The following is a 16,413-nucleotide window of genomic DNA, read 5'->3' as shown; positions in this document are numbered from 1 at the left end:
ACTCTGAGAAGCCATGACCATAATGTTGCTTCAGCATAAAACGAGGACGCGGCCAAGGACATTATGGGCTCGAGATACCGTTGAAGGGGGCCGACAAGCTCCTAAATTGATGTGAAACCGTGCGGCCGCTTATAGGAGACGCCGTTCCGGTTGGGAGACTCACGACGGGAATCGAACTGGACCACCGACCAGCGGACATTGATGCATCGCAGTGATGCTGGTCAGGGTGAGGAGCGTGGTTTGAGGTTATTCCGTCGTGATGTCTTCGGGCCACATCTGGGCGCCGTGCAAGACGCGAAGTACACGAACTCGATCTTTTCGATTGGCCCTGACACCATCACGCTTGTGCCCCTGGGGGTGAGATTGGCGATAAACCGTGGCCCACGGAAATCATGGCGCCTTGACCCTCCCTATCGGATCGATCGAGTAGCATCCGATCCACAGTCGTTGACCAACCTTTCGCGCTCATGCAGTATTCTCTCATGATCAAAGGCGTCCTGCTGGATATCTCCGGCGTGCTTTGTGATGGCTACGCGGCGATGCCTGGGGCCGTCGAGTCAATGTCGCACCTGCGCGCTGCCGAAATCTCTATCAGGTTCCTGACAAACACAACGCGACAATCCAAACGGCAGCTTATTCATCAACTCCAGTCCTTCGGCATCAGCGCGGCTCCGCACGAGGTGTTCACACCCGTTGCGGCCGCGCGTGCCTGGCTGGATAAGAACGGTTACGCGCCGCATTTGCTGGTCCATCCCGACCTTGAGGAAGACTTCGCCGATTGCCGCGCGGATGGACCAGCTGCTGTCGTCCTCGGCGATGCGGCTCAGCGGTTTACCTATGACAATATGAATGTGGCCTTCCGCGAACTGCAGAATGGTGCACCACTTCTAGCACTTGCCCGCAACCGGGTGTTCCTAGATCTTGACGGGCGTCTCAGTCTGGACGCAGGCCCCTTCGTCGAGGCGCTCGAATGTGCCAGTGGCACGAAGGCGAGGCTTTTCGGCAAGCCGTCGCCGGAATTCTTCCTCGCGGCTGTGGCGAGCATTGGTTGCGATCCGGCCGATGTCGCCATGGTTGGCGACGATGCGGAGAACGATGTCGCCGGCGCACTTTCTGCGGGTGTCGGAAAGGGCATTCTCGTTCGGACCGGGAAATATCGCCATGGGGACGAGAACAGTGTTGAGCCCGAACCATCTGCGGTGGTCGAGGATATCCGGGCAGCTGGCTGCTTCATTCTGAAGATGCGTAAGCGCTAACACCTGGATCAGAATATCGGGCCGGCGCGTTGAACCAAATAGGCGTTATGCGGCGGTAGATCCTGTATAAAACCGCGACAGATTGTGAAGCGGCTCTAAAGCTCGCCCCCTCCCTTATTGGGCCGCAGAACCGCAGGCCCCTTTATTCGCTTCCAATTTTCATTATGCGAACTCCGATTCGATACCGCGAGCAACGTTTCACGTGTGCGGTTTATAGCACAGAATCCCATAAAACCGCACCACCCGCCGCCACCGCATTACGACCGATAATGCCGGCTTATCGGTCGTCCTGTTCGTGGGCGGGAGAATGGCCCAAATCGCCGCGCAGAACCCGGAAAACGCTCTACGGCCATTTATGAGACTCGATAAAACACGCTTGACCATGCCTTGGCGTGGCCGCGCCCTTTTTCTCTCCCCGTTTGATGGACAGGAGACCGACAAACGCCTCTGCGGACGACGCTGCACTCTGCCACATTGGATATCGTAAAGTGCACCTGGCCGTCGGTCGAAGTTACTCCTCCCCGCTTCTCCCCGTCTTGACGGCTTGCCGATCGGATTCAGTTCGTCGCCAGCACCGCGGCCTTGTCACCCAAGTCCGGAACGGGTATATAGCTAGACAGGCTAGATTGGAGCAGAATATGGAATGGCAGTTGCAGGATGCGAAGAACCAGTTTTCGAAAGTCATCCAGAAAGCCAAGTTCGAGGGCCCACAGGTCGTAACTTTACGCGGAGAGCGGACCGCGGTGGTGCTGTCGGCGAAAGACTACGACGCATTGCGGGCCGGCCGGCCGACGCTCGTTGATGATCTCCTGACGGGAGCCCCGTGGGATGATGCATTTGCCGAGAGTGTTTCGACCCGCGTCAAATCCCCCAGCCGTGATGTGGCCTTCTGATGTATCTTGTCGATACCAACGTTGTGTCCGAGGCGCGTCGTGGGACACCTGAAGCGGTCACCTGGTTGCGCTCCCAAGACCCACTTGGGGTCTATTTGAGTGTCATCACCCTTGGCGAGATCATGCGCGGCATTGCTCTCAAGCAGTCAGATGCGAGGGCAGCGGCTCACCTCGCCGAGTGGCTGCGCAAGCTCCGACATGACCATGCCGAACGGATCCTTCCTATCACGGACCAAGTGGCGGTCGAATGGGGGCGCGTTGCGGCGCTACGACCGCGAGGTGATGCGGACGGATTGATTGCAGCGACCGCCATCGTTCATGATCTCATTGTCGTTACCCGCAACGTGAGCGACTTTACCGACACTGGCGTATCGGTCATCAACCCATGGGACCTCGTTCAATGAGGCACACAAGGCGCGCCCTGCGATGAAGCCTGCCAAAGACGTTCTGCCATCATCATTCTTCCAAGGCTTGGCCGAGGCTCGTCGAGGTCGTGGGCGGCCTAAGGTGGAAAAGCCATTGGTGCCTGTTACGTTGCGGGTCGAGCCGGATGTACTGGAAGCTTTCAAGGCCACCGGCGAGGACTGGCGGGTGCGGATGAATGAAGCACTAAGGAAGGCGGCCGGACCTAGCCGATTGTCACGCGATGCGTTGAAGCCATGGCCCTGAAGAGAGGTGTTCAGGCCCTCCTCGACTTAGCTAGGAAAGCGCCTCACGAAACTGCACAGCGCGCCCGCGAGCCGCATGCCTCTCAAATGGCGTAGGGCACAAGCGGCGCGACATGCGGATAGTTGGGCCGAGACTAGGTGTCAGCGCCGAATGGCGTCTCGCTCTGCATATCGGCTTATCGCGGCTCTAGTGGCAACCGCGTCCCTGCCCCAGGCTTCCAGCCATCAGCGACCCCATCTCGCTCTTCAAGCTATGGTGTCGTACCGGCATTGGGGTCGGATTGCTGCGTGAGTCATAAAATGCAGCGATATCCTCGCCCGCAGCCTATGTCACCGCTTGTGCTTCCGAAGCCGCGAAACGTGGCATGAAGGCCGTTCTCGTCAAAAGGGAGCCGTTCGGCCGGAACACCTACGCGATATTGGAGACGGTTGATCGCGGTGGCATACGTGGCATGCGCGACCGGGCCATGCCGTTGCCGGGTTTTGCCGGCAGACTGCGCCTCTCGGAGAAAGCAGCAGCGATCCCCTCCCCCCTACGAGCCGAAAAGACGGCGATCCCAGTATACCGGTTGGTGCAGGCCGGCCCGGATCATTGCGAACTCCGGATGGGCCGGATTGATCAGTACATTGTGATCAAGCCGGGCCACGACGCTCGGCACCATGAGGATGGCGCTGCGCCGTTCCGAACACCATCGTTCACCAAAGTCTTTGCTGACCGTCGCCGGCATGCTGTCCCATCCCGGTAGCGCCGGCGCAGAAAAGACCTCATAGGACAAACCGACGGGAAGCGTTATCTCGACGTAGTGCTGGTTCGGTGGCAGCCGGCCGCTACCATGTACCAGCTTCTCGAGCAATGCCGTCGAATAGTGGTCGCTGGTATAGATCAAAGGACTGCCGGGCGTGTTCCACCGGCCCGGCGCAATCGTAGAGCCGGTCGCGTCAAAAATAGGATAGGCGCCATTTGGATCGCCAATCCTGAAACTGGTCAATGTTCGGTCGAGAACCTGCGCTGTCACGCAGCACTGCCATATTTCAGACTTCCCAGAACGTCGCGAACAAGCTCCGCACCGATCTCACTCTGGATGACGACGTCGATGGGGCGTCTGTCCTCCAGCATAGGGTGGGACCGAAACAGGAAATCGCGAGCCTCCTCTTCTGTTTGCCAGACATCCAACGCCAGGCTCCAGACACGGGCTACCCGCGCAAGACGCGTGCCCTCGTCCGAGGACAGACGGAGCGCGGTCTTGCGCCTCTCATAGGTAGCTTTCGCAATCAGTCGATATTTGAACTGCGCATCGCTCGGTGCGAGAAGATGAGCAACTCGCTCAAGGGCGCCGATTGGCAACCCCTCCTCGATGCGGGACATCAATCCAAACGGGGAACGCGCGGCGATCTCCTTTGCCGGAAGGCCCAGCACGTCCGCTACACCTGAGAATGCAAGCATCGTCTCGTCCTTTTCAGTTGAGACGAAACATAGCCTCATATGAGCCGACAGCAAGTTAAAATGGATAAGCCATCCTACGGGAGCGTCTCGGTCGCCAAGACTCCGACTGAACTTTTCTTCGCTGACGCGCTCTTATCCGTTGGCGGGATCGTCCCCTCCTCTCCTCATTTTTGTCGACAAGACCGAGAGAGGCCGGCGATCGCGCCGGCCTCTCTTCAAGAGGAAATCCTCGGCAATTATGCTTGCAAGTTGTCCGCGGACATCTTGCCGGACTTGCGATCCTTCACCAGCTCATAGGTGATCTTCTGGCCGTCGTTGAGGCCGCGCATTCCGGCCCGCTCCACCGCGGAAATATGGACGAAAACGTCCGTGCTACCATCATCAGGCTGGATGAATCCAAACCCCTTCGTTGCGTTGAACCACTTTACCGTCCCGGTCGCCATAGCGCCTTCCTTCGATCATTTGCCTTACCGCCCCATCGGCGGACTGGCCCCGTGCGGAGCACAGATAGACGCTTCCGCGCTCCGCACAAAGCTGAAAATTCTATCCAAGCGTCGAGGCAAGTCCAACGGCTCCCAAGCGAGTGATCGTGGTCGGCCGCAATTGACAAGAGAAAATGCGCGATCGCCTTGCTACGGTAGCCAGCGAGGCGATCCCATCAACGCGCACTCAATTGACAATCATGTCCACGGCTTTCTCGGCAATCATGATGACCGGCGAATTCGTGTTGCCTGAAACGATATTCGGCATGATCGACGCGTCAACGATCCTCAGTCCACCGGTGCCATGCACGCGGAGCTTCGCGTCAACAACCGCCCCTTCGCCGCTTCCCATCTTGCACGTCCCCACCGGATGAAAAATTGTCGTTGCGATGTCCCCTGCCCTTTGGATCAGTTCCTCATCGCTCTGGAACTCGACACCCGGCAGCATTTCCCTCGGTGCGAACCTCGAAATTGCCCTAGCCTGCATCAGGCTGCGCGCATGGCGTAGCGATTTCGCCGCTACGGCACGATCTCCGCGTGTCGACAGATAATTTGGCTTTATGTCGGGTGCCGTCAAAGCGTTCGGTCCCGCCACATGGACCGTGCCCCTGCTTTCCGGGCGCAGATTGCAAACCGAAACCGTGACGGCCGGGAAGCGGTGCAGTGGTTCTCCCAGCCGATCGGTGCTCAACGGCTGGACGTGGTATTCGAGGTCGGCGGTGGCCAAGGCCGGATCGCTCTTTGCGAAGATACCGAGCTGGCTTGGCGCCATGGACAGAGGGCCGGAGCGGCGAAGTGCAAATTCCAGCCCCATACCGATGCGGGCGAAAAGGCTATGGTAAAGCTGGTTCAGCGTCTTTGCACCTTCGATGCGAAAGACCGTCCGGATCTGAAGATGGTCCTGCAGGTTCTCGCCGACTCCGGGAAGCGCATGCGCCACGTCGATGCCTGCTGCGGACAACAGGTCGGGGCGTCCAATACCGGAGAGTTCGAGAATCTTGGGCGAATTGATTGCACCGGCCGAGAGGATGACTTCGCGGGTCGCGTGGGCGACATGGGTCCGGCCGTTCATGCGAAAACGGACACCCGTGGCGCGCCGGCCATCAAGGATCAGCTGTTCCGTCTCCGCACCTGTCAGCACGCGCAGGTTCCACCGCTTCATCGCCGGGCGCAAAAAGGCCTTGGTGGTGTTCCAACGCACCCCGCCGCGCTGATTGACCTCGAAATAGCCCGAGCCCTCGTTGTCCCCGCCATTGAAATCGTCGGTCTTGCGGATGCCGAGTTCTTCGGCTGCGTCACGAAAGGCATCAAGAATCGGCCAGGACAGCCGCTGCTTTTCTACCCGCCATTCGCCGCCTGCCCCATGCATGGCCGACTTGCCGCGATAATAGTCTTCCGACTTGAGGAAATAGGGCAGTACATCCTGCCAGCCCCAGCCCTCGTTGCCAGCCTGTCTCCATCCGTCATAGTCGGCCGCCTGCCCGCGCATGTAGATCATTCCGTTGATCGATGAGCAACCGCCGAGCACCTTACCGCGCGGATAGGGAAGCGAACGACCGTTGAGCCCCGGCTCGCTGGCCGTCTTCATCATCCAGTCCGTTCGGGGATTGCCCATGCAGAACAGATACCCGATCGGAATGTGCACCCAGTGATACCTGTCGCTTCCGCCTGCCTCGAGCAGCAGCACACGGTTTGCCGGATCAGCTGACAGCCGGTTGGCCAGCACGCACCCGGCCGAGCCTGCTCCCACGATGATGAAATCATAGGAACCTGCATTTGCAGCCGCTTCGTTGTAACCTCCGCTCACGCCGCGACCCCCGCCACTTGCGCACGCGCCGACGCGAGCCGCCGCCAGATTGGGGTCATTGCTTCGGCGATATCCCGATAGAGGCCATAGCGACGTGCGTAGTGACCATCCAGACGCGTGTCTGGAACGTAGTTGCGCTCCATGCGCACCATCGATGCGGCACCTGCTGCGAAATCCGAGAAGACGCCGGCGCCTGTTCCCGCGGTGATCGCGGCGCCGAGCGCGCCTGTCTCGCGCGAACGGGCGATGGACACCGGCACGCCCAGGACATCGGCAAATATCTGCGGCCACACCAGGCTTCGCGAGCCGCCGCCGGACATGACGGCTTCCTTGAAGAGGGCGCCGGCCTTGCGCATCGCCTCGATGTGCTGGCGATGCCCGAAGGCGACACCTTCCAACACCGCGCGAACCATGTGTCCCTTGGTGTGCCAGCCGGCCACGCCATAGAAACCTGCGCGCGCATTGCCGTCCTGCTGCGCACCATAGAGAAAGGGATGATAGAGCGGATCGTCAGCGGCCGGTTCGATGGCTGCGGCAAGCTCGCCGCAGAGTTGAAAGGGCGAGCGCCCATCGGGCGACCCTTCGGGGAAAAATTCGCGCACCAGCCATTCGAGGTTGGCAGCGGAGGTCGCACTCGACTCGATCGCCATGTAGCGCTCGCGGTCGAAGGTGGACGCCATGAAGACTGGACCTGCCAGGTGCGGCGTATCGATGATGACCTGATTGATGCTCCATGTCCCGGCTATGATCGAAGCGGCACCCGTGCGTGTCACCCCGGAACCGATGGCGGAAGCGATGACATCGAACAAGCCACCGACAACAGGTGTTCCGACTGCCAGCCCGGTCTGCGCCGCAGCCCCCTGGGTAACCTGGCCGGCAATGTCGGAACTTTCGATAAGCCTTGGCAGCAAATCAAGGCAGTCCCCAAGACCGTAGGCTTCCATCAGCTCCTGATCATAACGACGGTTTGCAACATCAAGCAATCCGCATCCGGTCATGTCGGACATCTCGCTGACGCGTATACCCGTCAGCCGGTTGACGATGAAGTCCTTGCACAGGAAAACCGTGCCGATCTTGTTGAAGGTTTCCGGACGATAACGCTTCAGCCAGGCAAGCAGCGTCGGCGTCTGTGACGGCCAGGGCCGTTGCTGCCCAATGGGGTAGGTGCGATCGCCAACGCCCTGCGCCTGCCATTCCTCGACGAGGGCTGCGGCTCGCGTATCCAGCGACTGGATGCCGAGCAGCGGCTGGTCGTCACGGTCCAGCGCGTAGAGGCCATTTCCATGGCCGGCGCAACCGACGGCGATAATCTCCTCCGGCCGGATTTTCGCCTGCTCAATGCAGTTGCGGACGACCCGGCGCGCATTCGTCCAGAGTTCGTCCAGCCCGCGCTCGACATGCCCAGGGCATGGCATGCGGCTATGCCCCTCCGCCGACGCAGCCGCGATCTCGTTGCCATGCCGATCAAAGATCACCGCCTTGATGACCGTGTTGCCGGCGTCGAGCCCCAATAGATAATCTGCCATGCAGAACCCCTCCCAAGGTTCAGATCTTCATTCTCAGCCGTGCTGATAAAGCTCGAAAGCTTCGTCGCCGCCTGCATCCTCGTGCACGATCGCCATCAGCCCGCGGACCACCGCGCTCGGGTTGGCATGCTGATAGATGTTGCGCCCGTAGACCATGCCCACCGCGCCCTGCCGCATCAAGGCCGCGGATTTATCGAAAACGGCACGAAGATCCTCCTTGCCGCCGCCACGCACCAGAACCGGGCAACGCGCCGCCTCCACGACCCGGTGGAAATCTTCCGTGTTGGTCGTCGGATCGGCCTTGACGATATCCGCACCCATCTCGCGCGCAAGCCGTGTTAGCGTGACGATCTTGTCGGCATCGCCATCGACCATATAGCCGCCCTTTTCGGTGACCGGCTGCATCACCAGCGGCTCGATCATCAGGGGCATGCCGTATTTATCGCAATCGGCCCGCACGCGAGAAATGTTCCGCACGCATTGGCGGAACAGGTCCGGCTCATCCGGCAGCATGAACAGGTTGACGACGACGCAGGCCGCATCCATCTCGATCGCACCGATCAACGGCTCGGCCTCGTTCTGCAGCACCGCCCACATGTCGCGGTGTCGGATACGATTGTAGGGATTGCCCATGTCGATGCGCATCACCAGCGCCGGCTTGTCCTTTCCGGGCACATTCTGCAGCAGATCGGCCTGGCCGTAATTCATCTGGATCGCGTCCGGCCTGGCATCGACCAGCGCTTTGACGACAGCCTGAATATCCTCCAGCCCGTCAAGGAAAGATGGCTCGTTGCAGACGCCGTGATCGATCGCCACATCGAGGCAGCGGCCGCCGCCGAACAACCGGTTCATCCGGACTTTGCTGTTGTGTCGCATTCTGTGCTCCTTGGTTCGTTCCTTCCGGAAAGCATGTCTTCGTCGACGCCGTGGCGTTCACTGAGAAGGGTGAGAAAACGGATGCGCTCGCTGTCACGCTGCGCGTGTGTCCAGTGCTTTTCGCCGGCGAGCACATCGAGGGCGGCACCCATCATGTCGAATGACAGTTCGCCCGAGACGGCCAGGGTCGTTCGCCGTAAAAGCAGGTCGTCGAGATGTTCGACGTCTTCCCCACGGATCAGGAACTGAAGTTCCCGCACTGAGTAGCCGGCATGCGGTAACGGCACATCAGGCCCCGCGGCGATGAACCCGGCGATCGCCTCTGCCTCGGTGCCGTATCGATCAAACAGCTCGGCCATACGACCGGCGGAAACGCCCTTGCTTGCCGCAACATGCGCAAGCCAGACAGACGCGTTTGCGGGAAACGCTCGTCCCCCACCGATCGGCCGATCGGTTGTCGCGACACGGCGCTGCCTGCCGAGCCTTTCTAGAGCCATGTCGGCCGCCAGTTCCCCGAAGGACCGGAACGTCGTCCACTTGCCACCGATCATGCATAGCACCGACGGACCACCATCCAGCGGATCAACGACCGTGCAGAAGTGATCGCGCGGAATGCGCCCGGTAAAGCTGTCAGTGCTAGCCGGCAGTGGCCGCACGCCGGAAAGCCGGAAGACGATCTCCTCCGGTCGGATGGTGATGCCCGGAAGCACGAAGGCGAGCGATTGCAGGATGTAATCCCGCTCGTCCGCCTCGCAGCGCACCGTTTCCGGATCATCGACGCGGATATCGGTCGAGCCGACCAGAACCTTGCCGAGATAGGGAAACAAGATACAGATTCGCCCGTCCTCGTTCTCGTAATAGATCATGTGATCGGCGAGTGCGTCGCGAAGCTGCGCATTATCGACAATGAGGTGGGAGCCCTTGGTGCCCCCCATCAGCGGTGCCGGCCGCGCTTCTGGCGCAAACAGGCTTTGATTGGCGATGTCGATCCACCCGCCGGTCGCGTTGATGATCAGCGCCGGTTCGACGGCAATGGACACGTCGCCGATCCGGTCTTCAACACAATACCGACCATCCGCAGTCCGGCGCAGTTCCGCATAGTTCAGCGCCGTGGCCTCATTGTTTGCCGCAAGACCATCCTGTAACAGCTCGATGCCCAGCCGTTCCGGATGGCTGACCCAGGCATCGAAATAGGTGGCGGAACTCTTGATGCCCGAATTGAGCGCCGGCCATTTTTCAAGCGTCGTGCGACGGCCGCGAAACTGGTGGCGCGGCATCAGCGCCCGCTTGCGCGTCAGGAAATCATAGATGCTGAGGCCGGCTTTGATGGCGACAGCACCACGGCGGCTCGGCCGACGGCTCAGCCCCAGGAACCGGACGATGCCATTGCTGAGGCCGGAAAAGATATCGAACACCGGCACCGTCGTCGGCAGCGGCGCAACATAATGCGGTGCATTGTGCAGCAGGCGGTCACGCTCGACCAGCGATTCCTGCACCAGCTTGAACTCGCCGTTTTCCAGGTAGCGCAGCCCGCCATGCACCATGCGCGACAGAGCCGAACTGGCGCCGGAGCAATAGTCGTGCTTCTCGACAAGCAGCACGTTCAGCCCCTGCAGCGCCAGCTCCCGAAAGACGCTGATGCCGTTGATGCCGCCGCCGACGACACACACGTCCACCTTCGGGCTCCGGCGGAGCCCGTCCAATATCTCTTCACGTTTCATGATGGCGATCCGCTACCTGTCCATATCAGTCAGTTTCGCCGTTATGGCCGTATCGATGGCGGCAAGATCGGCCGCCTCCAGCCGGATGGTCCCGGCCCGCGCGTTGTCGATTGCCTGTGCCGGATTGCGCGCGCCGCAGAGCGCAAATGTCACGCCCGGTTGCGAAAGCGTCCAGGCAATCACCGTCTGGGCAATGCTGGCGCCGTGTTTTTCGGCAACCGGCCGGATGGCGTCGGCAAGGGACGTTGCCTTCTGGCGGTTGCCGACCGAAAAGCGCGGATTGTCCTTGCGCTGATCGTCGCCGGAAAAGACCCGGTCGGATCCAATCGTGCCGGAGAGCAGCCCCAGCGCCAGTGACGAGTAACTCAGTGTCGCAATGCCGTTGGCCTTTGTCAGCGGCAGAAGGTCAACCTCGATCTCGCGGTCGATCATGCTGAACCGCTCCTGAATCGCATCGAGTCCACCGACGGCAATATAGGCATCGAGGTCGTCGCGGCTGACATTGCTGGCCCCGATCGCGCGGATCTTGCCGGATGTGCGCAGGTCTTCCAGCGCCCGCATCGTCTCGTCGACCGGTGTCGTCGGGTCCTGCCAATGGGTGATGTAAAGGTCGATAGTGTCGGTTCTAAGCCGCGTCAGGCTCTCCTCGACCTCATGCAGGATCGCGTCGCGGCCGAGATAGCGGTGGACCGGCTTGCCGTCCTGATCGAAGAAATGCCGGCCCTTCCGCGTATGCCAGACAAGGCCGCATTTGGTGGCGATGATAGCCTTGCCACGACGGCCAGTCAGTGCCTTGCCGACGATCTCCTCGGAGCGTCCGAGCCCGTAGGCCGGCGCCGTATCGATTAGCGTCACGCCGGCATCGAGCGAGGCCTGGATTGCGGCGATGGATTCCTTTTCGTCGGTCCCGCCCCACATCCAGCCGCCAATCGCCCAGGTCCCCAGCCCGACCGCCGAGGCGGAAACGCCGGACTTGCCGATTTCGCGTGTCAATTGTTGCCCGCTCATGCCCATTTTCCTTCGCCATTCGCCAGTGCGAGCACGCGCGCACCCGTCGCTTCGTCGGTCACCAGCGTATCCAGATGATTGCCGCGAAGAACGCTGAGGATCGGCCCCGCCTTGTTCGGTCCACTCGCCACACCGATCTTGGTGGGGATCGAGGCAAATTCCTGAAGCGTGAGCGATACCAGCGAACGGTTGAGGCTGTAATCGCAGACCTGACCCTGGTTATCGAGCAGATGCGCCAGCAATTCGCAGGACGCGCCGGACCGCTCGATCGCGGCGCGATCGGTGCTCGAGGACGGATGCAGGTCGTAATAGCTGGAATCATCCGACAGGATCGAACCGATGCCGACCACCGCGATCTTCGCCTCGCGCGCCCGTTTGAAGACATCGGCGACGGATCGCATGTTGATCAGCATGCCCCGTTCCGCGGCGCTATCGGCAAACAGCGGTGCATGAATCTGATAGGAGCGTCCGCCGAGCCGGTCGGCCATCAGCGTCGAGACATGGTTCACGTCGGTATAGTGCTTGCCCTGGACACAGCCGGTCGCCGGTATCACCTCGACATCGAAGCGACGCTGCGCCTGCAGACCGGCAACCACGGCGCTGACGCCCTTTCCACCGGTGATGCAGATCGTATCGCCATCGACGATTTCCTCCAACAAAAGCCGGGCTGCCGCTTCGCCGACGGCCTGAAGCGCTGTTTGCGGATTGTCGGACACGGTCGGCACGACCACGGCGCGGCTGATGCCGCCGAGCGTCAGAAGCTGTTCCTCCATATCGACCAGTGGCTCGACCGGCGACTTGATCTTGATCTCGACCAGGCCGAGCTGGCGGCCGCGCTTGATCAGCCGGTTGACGGTGGCGTGCGAGATGCCGAGCTGGTCGGCGATCTGCGCTTGCGTGAGCCCTTCGAGGAAATGCAGGACCAGGGCCTGGTGCATCTGCCGGGCGATGACGATTTCCTCGCGCGGCGCATTTGCGGGTTTAAGTTTGGCTATCGGCATATCAGGCGGCCTTCCGCTTGTGCAGGAAATGGTCGATGGAGACGGCGGCGAGCAGAATGCACCCCTTGATCATGTCCTGCCAATAGACGGATACGTCGACGAGGATCAGCGAGCTTGTCACGACCGAGAGCAGAGCGATACCCAGGATCGCACCGAGGATCGTGCCCGAGCCGCCCTTCAACGACGCCCCCCCGATCACGGCCGCGGCGATGATATTGAGCTCCATCCCCACCCCGAAAGTCGGCGTCGCTGCACCGAAGCGCGACATGTAGATCACGCCGGCGACACCGGAGAGCGTGGCGCAGAGAACCGTCACACAGAACTTCACCTGGTTTGTTTTGATGCCGGAATAGAGCGCAGCCTTCTCGTTGCTGCCGGTGTAGAACACCTTGCGAAAGGCCGTTGCCCGGCGCAGCAGGAAATCGAACAGGACGACGACCGCGACGAAGATCAGGATCACATAGGGTACGCCATAGAACGTCCCCTGCCCGACCGCCTTGAAGCCCGGCGGCAGCGTGAAGAGCGACAGCGGCGTCCCCTTGGTGATGATCAGGCAGACGCCACGCACGATCACCATGGCTGCAAGGGAGGTGATGAAATGATTCAATCCGATCACTGTCACGAAGAAGCCCATGACGGATCCGATCGCGGCACTGGCCAGGATGCCGATCAGCGATGCACTCCAGGGGTCAAACCCCATGAGGAACAACGACCCGGACAGCACCATTGAGAAGCAGACGACCGAGCCGACGGACAGATCGATGCCGCCGACGATCAAAAGGATGGTCATGCCGACGACGACGATGCCCTCGACCGAAAACGACATCAGCATCGCGCGGAAGTTGCCGAGCGTCAGAAAGTGCGGCGAGGCAAAGCTCATGACGATGCAGAGCGCCAGGATGATGGCGATCAAGCCCGCTTCGCGCATCGCCCCCAGCCTCTTCCAGCCAGGCGCCCGCGCCTCGTGTGCCGCTACCAATGTGCCCTCGGCCATGACCTTGTCTCCCGTCCCCGTTTTTACTTCAGGCGGCATGCTCTGATGCCTTTAAATTGTGGTGGCCGCCGATTCCCGATGCGAGCCGCATGATAGTCTCCTCCGTCATCGCCTCTCCCCCGACCTCACCCATCACGCGGCCCTCGCGGATCACCAGCACCCGGTCGCAGAGACCAAGAAGTTCAGGCAGTTCCGAGGAAATGACGATGATGCCGATGCCGGAGTGCGCGAGATCGCGCAGCAACCGGTGGATTTCCGATTTGGCGCCGACGTCGATGCCGCGCGTCGGCTCGTCCATCAGGATCACCTTGGGATGGACCGCCAGTTGCTTGGCGATCGCCACCTTCTGCTGGTTGCCGCCCGACAGCGAGGAGACCGGCATGTCGATTCCGCCCATGCGCACGCCGAGCCGCTTGACGAGATCGCGCGCGAGATCGGCCTCGGCTTTGGCATTCAAAAGTCCCGCTCTCCCCGTTAGTGCCTTCAGATCGAGAACGGCAATGTTCTGCGCGATCGACAGGTCGAGAAACACGCCGGAGCCCTTCCTGTCCTCGGAAAGATAGACGATGCCAGCTTTCACAGCATCGGCATAGGATCTGGCGTGCATCGGTTGCCCGTGCAGGCGGACCTCGCCTCCGGTTATCGGACGCAGTCCACAGATGCCTTCGGCCATCTCCGTCCGGCCCGAGCCGATCAGCCCGCCGATGCCAAGGATTTCGCCTTTGCGCAGTTCGAAGTTCACACCGCTGAACCGGATGCCGTCACCAAGATCGCGGACGCTCAGAATGTTTTTCCCTGAACGCTCGTCTTCCGGCTGTTTTGCGGGATAGAGCTGCGTGATCTCGCGTCCGACCATGCGGCGCACCACATCATCCGGCGTCACATCTGCCACCTTCTCCGTCGAAACATACCGTCCATCGCGGAACACGGTGGCGCGATCGCAGAGGCTGAAGATTTCCGCCATGCGGTGGCTGATATAAATGATCGAGATGCCATGCGCCTTGAGGTCGCGGATGATGCTGAAAAGCACCTGCGCCTCGCATTCTGTCAGCGCCGCTGTCGGCTCGTCGAAAATCAGGACGCGGCAATCGAGCGTCAGCGCCTTGGCGATCTCGACCAGCTGCCGGCTGGAAATCGAGAGTTCGCTGACTTTGCGGCGCACGTCGATCGGCGCCAGCCGGTTCATCACGGCCTGCGCATCCCGCGTCAGTTTGCCATAATTCATGAAAGGAGAGCGGCGGCGGTTCGTCGCCGCCATGAACATGTTTTCCGCCACCGTCGCATCCGGGCACAGCGCAATTTCCTGATGCACGAGGCCAAGCCCGAGCGATTGTGCAACAGCGGGCGACGTCACTTTTACGCGCGCTCCATCAACTAGGATTTCTCCCTCGTTCGGCTGCAGCACGCCGGCGATGATGTTCATCAACGTCGACTTGCCGGCGCCGTTTTCACCGCAAAGCGCGTGGACCTCGCCTTTTTCGAGGCTGAAACTCACGTCCGTCAACGCCTTCACCGCACCGAAGTGCTTGCTGACATTGCGGATTTCCAGAACCGGCACCGACGCCATCACAGTTTTCTCCTCACGCTTGCTTGGCTGTCCGGGATTTGACACCCCGGACAGCTGGCACAAAGGGTTATTCCTCGATGCCCTTGGTGCCCCGCCGCTTCAGATACTTGTCCCAGTAGAAGTCTTCAGCATTTTCGGCTGTCACGATCGACAGGCCGTTATCGACGAAGGGAATGCTCATCGGATTGAACCCCGAACGCTTGGCATCGTTCATCGGGTCGATCAGTTCCGGATGCTTGGCGAGCCACAGCATCATGAAGCCCATGTAGCCCTGCATGCCCTGGTTCGGATTGATCGAGCCGAACACTTGGCCAGCCTTGATCATGTCGAGGATGTTGGCGTTGACGTCGGCGCACATGACGAGGATCTTGCCGCCGCTTTCCTTGTTGGCCTGGGCGGCGCCGATCGCGGAGTTCGCCTCCGGCATGAAGACGGCACCGATGTTCGGATGCGCCTGCACCAGGCTCATCAGGCCCTGATAGGCCTTGTTCGGATCCTGGTTCGAGGCAGCCCGGCCGACCAGCTTCATGTCCGGATATTTTTCCTCCATACGAGTGATGAAGGCGGCGATGCGCTTGTCGTGGTTGTCCTGACCTGGATTTTCCAGAACGGCATATTCACCCTTGCCACCCATCTTTTTGGCAATCGCATCGGCGGCATAGGTACCTTCGCGGGTATTGTCCGACGTGATGAACGAGATGCGCTTTGAGAGCGGCGCATCGGCCGCGAAGGTAACGACCGCCGTGCCCTGATCGATTGCCCGGTTGATCGGCTCGATGAACGGATCGGAGTTCATCGGATGGACGAGGATGCCAGCCGGGTTCTGCGCCAGCGCCTGGTCGAAAGTGGCGATCTGCTTGTTGACGTCATATTCCGGCGTGCCCGTATAGGCCGTTTCGCAACCGAGCTGCTGGCCCGCCTGCTTGAACATTTCATAGACCGGGAACCAGTATTCGACGCCCGAGACCATGACGTTCATGACATATCTTTCGCCCGGCTTGCAGCGAAACGGATTGTCCGTTTCCGCGCTGGCAGCGCCAGCAAAAAACGTGGTTGCAAAGACCGCCAACGCGGTCGTGCTTAGAAAATTGCGCAAGATTCCTCCTCGAGGCCGAAGCCCCTCCCAAAAAACCGATGACGCGGATCGCGCCGTGTTCGTGAAACCGGGTT

Annotated in this window: 16 protein-coding genes; 4 read left to right on the top strand and 12 right to left on the bottom strand. The window is 60.7% G+C overall.

Translation table 11 applies throughout. The features are described from left to right. Positions 1-482: 482 nt before the first annotated feature. The 4 genes from ACSQ2W_RS23975 (at position 483) to ACSQ2W_RS23960 (ending at position 2,818) form a co-directional block, all read left to right on the top strand. The gene (locus ACSQ2W_RS23975; protein ID WP_436088631.1) at positions 483-1,256 is read left to right on the top strand and encodes a TIGR01458 family HAD-type hydrolase; all 774 of its coding nucleotides are present in this window, start codon (positions 483-485) and stop codon (positions 1,254-1,256) included. Between the two features lie 638 nt (positions 1,257-1,894). Then, complete coding sequence (locus ACSQ2W_RS23970) at positions 1,895-2,149, top strand: type II toxin-antitoxin system Phd/YefM family antitoxin (protein WP_436088630.1); 255 nt, start codon at positions 1,895-1,897, stop codon at positions 2,147-2,149. Next, the gene (locus ACSQ2W_RS23965; RefSeq protein ID WP_436088629.1) at positions 2,149-2,553 is read left to right on the top strand and encodes a type II toxin-antitoxin system VapC family toxin; all 405 of its coding nucleotides are present in this window, start codon (positions 2,149-2,151) and stop codon (positions 2,551-2,553) included. The genes ACSQ2W_RS23970 and ACSQ2W_RS23965 overlap by 1 nt, the downstream gene beginning before the upstream one ends. Before the next feature lie 22 nt (positions 2,554-2,575). Then, positions 2,576-2,818: a BrnA antitoxin family protein gene (locus ACSQ2W_RS23960; protein WP_436088628.1), complete on the top strand. Its 243-nt coding sequence runs from the start codon at positions 2,576-2,578 to the stop codon at positions 2,816-2,818. A 532-nt stretch (positions 2,819-3,350) separates the two neighbouring features. Here ACSQ2W_RS23960 and ACSQ2W_RS23955 read toward each other — a convergent pair. From ACSQ2W_RS23955 to ACSQ2W_RS23900, 12 genes are all read right to left on the bottom strand, one after another. Further along, the gene (locus tag ACSQ2W_RS23955; protein ID WP_436088627.1) at positions 3,351-3,833 is read right to left on the bottom strand and encodes an RES family NAD+ phosphorylase; all 483 of its coding nucleotides are present in this window, start codon (positions 3,831-3,833) and stop codon (positions 3,351-3,353) included. Further along, positions 3,830-4,261: an antitoxin Xre-like helix-turn-helix domain-containing protein gene (locus tag ACSQ2W_RS23950; protein ID WP_436088283.1), complete on the bottom strand. Its 432-nt coding sequence runs from the start codon at positions 4,259-4,261 to the stop codon at positions 3,830-3,832. The genes ACSQ2W_RS23955 and ACSQ2W_RS23950 overlap by 4 nt, the downstream gene beginning before the upstream one ends. Before the next feature lie 236 nt (positions 4,262-4,497). Beyond that, complete coding sequence (locus tag ACSQ2W_RS23945) at positions 4,498-4,704, bottom strand: cold-shock protein (protein ID WP_183835065.1); 207 nt, start codon at positions 4,702-4,704, stop codon at positions 4,498-4,500. Between the two features lie 226 nt (positions 4,705-4,930). Continuing rightward, positions 4,931-6,550 carry a GMC family oxidoreductase gene (locus ACSQ2W_RS23940; protein WP_436088626.1) on the bottom strand — a complete coding sequence of 540 codons (1,620 nt, stop codon included), beginning with the start codon at positions 6,548-6,550 and terminating at the stop codon, positions 4,931-4,933. Then, positions 6,547-8,076, bottom strand: a complete 1,530-nt coding sequence (locus ACSQ2W_RS23935; protein ID WP_436088625.1) for an FGGY-family carbohydrate kinase — start codon at positions 8,074-8,076, stop codon at positions 6,547-6,549. Before ACSQ2W_RS23935 ends, ACSQ2W_RS23940 begins: the two co-directional genes overlap by 4 nt. Before the next feature lie 33 nt (positions 8,077-8,109). Then, positions 8,110-8,952 (bottom strand): class I fructose-bisphosphate aldolase, encoded by an 843-nt coding sequence (locus ACSQ2W_RS23930; RefSeq protein WP_436088624.1) that lies wholly within the window; start codon positions 8,950-8,952, stop codon positions 8,110-8,112. Continuing rightward, a complete protein-coding gene (locus ACSQ2W_RS23925; RefSeq protein WP_436088623.1) occupies positions 8,925-10,673 on the bottom strand; it encodes an FAD-dependent oxidoreductase in 1,749 nt (582 codons plus the stop codon). Before ACSQ2W_RS23925 ends, ACSQ2W_RS23930 begins: the two co-directional genes overlap by 28 nt. 12 nt (positions 10,674-10,685) lie before the next feature. Further along, positions 10,686-11,681 (bottom strand): aldo/keto reductase, encoded by a 996-nt coding sequence (locus ACSQ2W_RS23920; RefSeq protein ID WP_436088622.1) that lies wholly within the window; start codon positions 11,679-11,681, stop codon positions 10,686-10,688. Continuing rightward, positions 11,678-12,682, bottom strand: a complete 1,005-nt coding sequence (locus tag ACSQ2W_RS23915) for a sugar-binding transcriptional regulator (protein WP_436088621.1) — start codon at positions 12,680-12,682, stop codon at positions 11,678-11,680. Before ACSQ2W_RS23915 ends, ACSQ2W_RS23920 begins: the two co-directional genes overlap by 4 nt. Position 12,683: 1 nt before the next feature. Beyond that, entirely contained in the window at positions 12,684-13,676 is a 993-nt protein-coding gene (locus tag ACSQ2W_RS23910) for an ABC transporter permease (RefSeq protein WP_436088620.1), read from the bottom strand. Positions 13,677-13,704: 28 nt separating this feature from the next. After that, on the bottom strand, positions 13,705-15,243 hold the full coding sequence (locus tag ACSQ2W_RS23905; RefSeq protein WP_436088619.1) for a sugar ABC transporter ATP-binding protein: 1,539 nt from the start codon (positions 15,241-15,243) through the stop codon (positions 13,705-13,707). 67 nt (positions 15,244-15,310) lie between these two features. Then, entirely contained in the window at positions 15,311-16,339 is a 1,029-nt protein-coding gene (locus ACSQ2W_RS23900; protein ID WP_436088618.1) for a substrate-binding domain-containing protein, read from the bottom strand. Positions 16,340-16,413: the final 74 nt, after the last annotated feature.

The sequence above is a fragment of the Pararhizobium sp. LjRoot255 genome, assembly GCF_964252905.1.
In the GTDB taxonomy this organism is placed as follows: domain Bacteria; phylum Pseudomonadota; class Alphaproteobacteria; order Rhizobiales; family Rhizobiaceae; genus Pararhizobium.
Note: the sequence above shows the minus strand (reverse complement) of the source record. Positions and strands in the feature narration are given on the sequence as shown.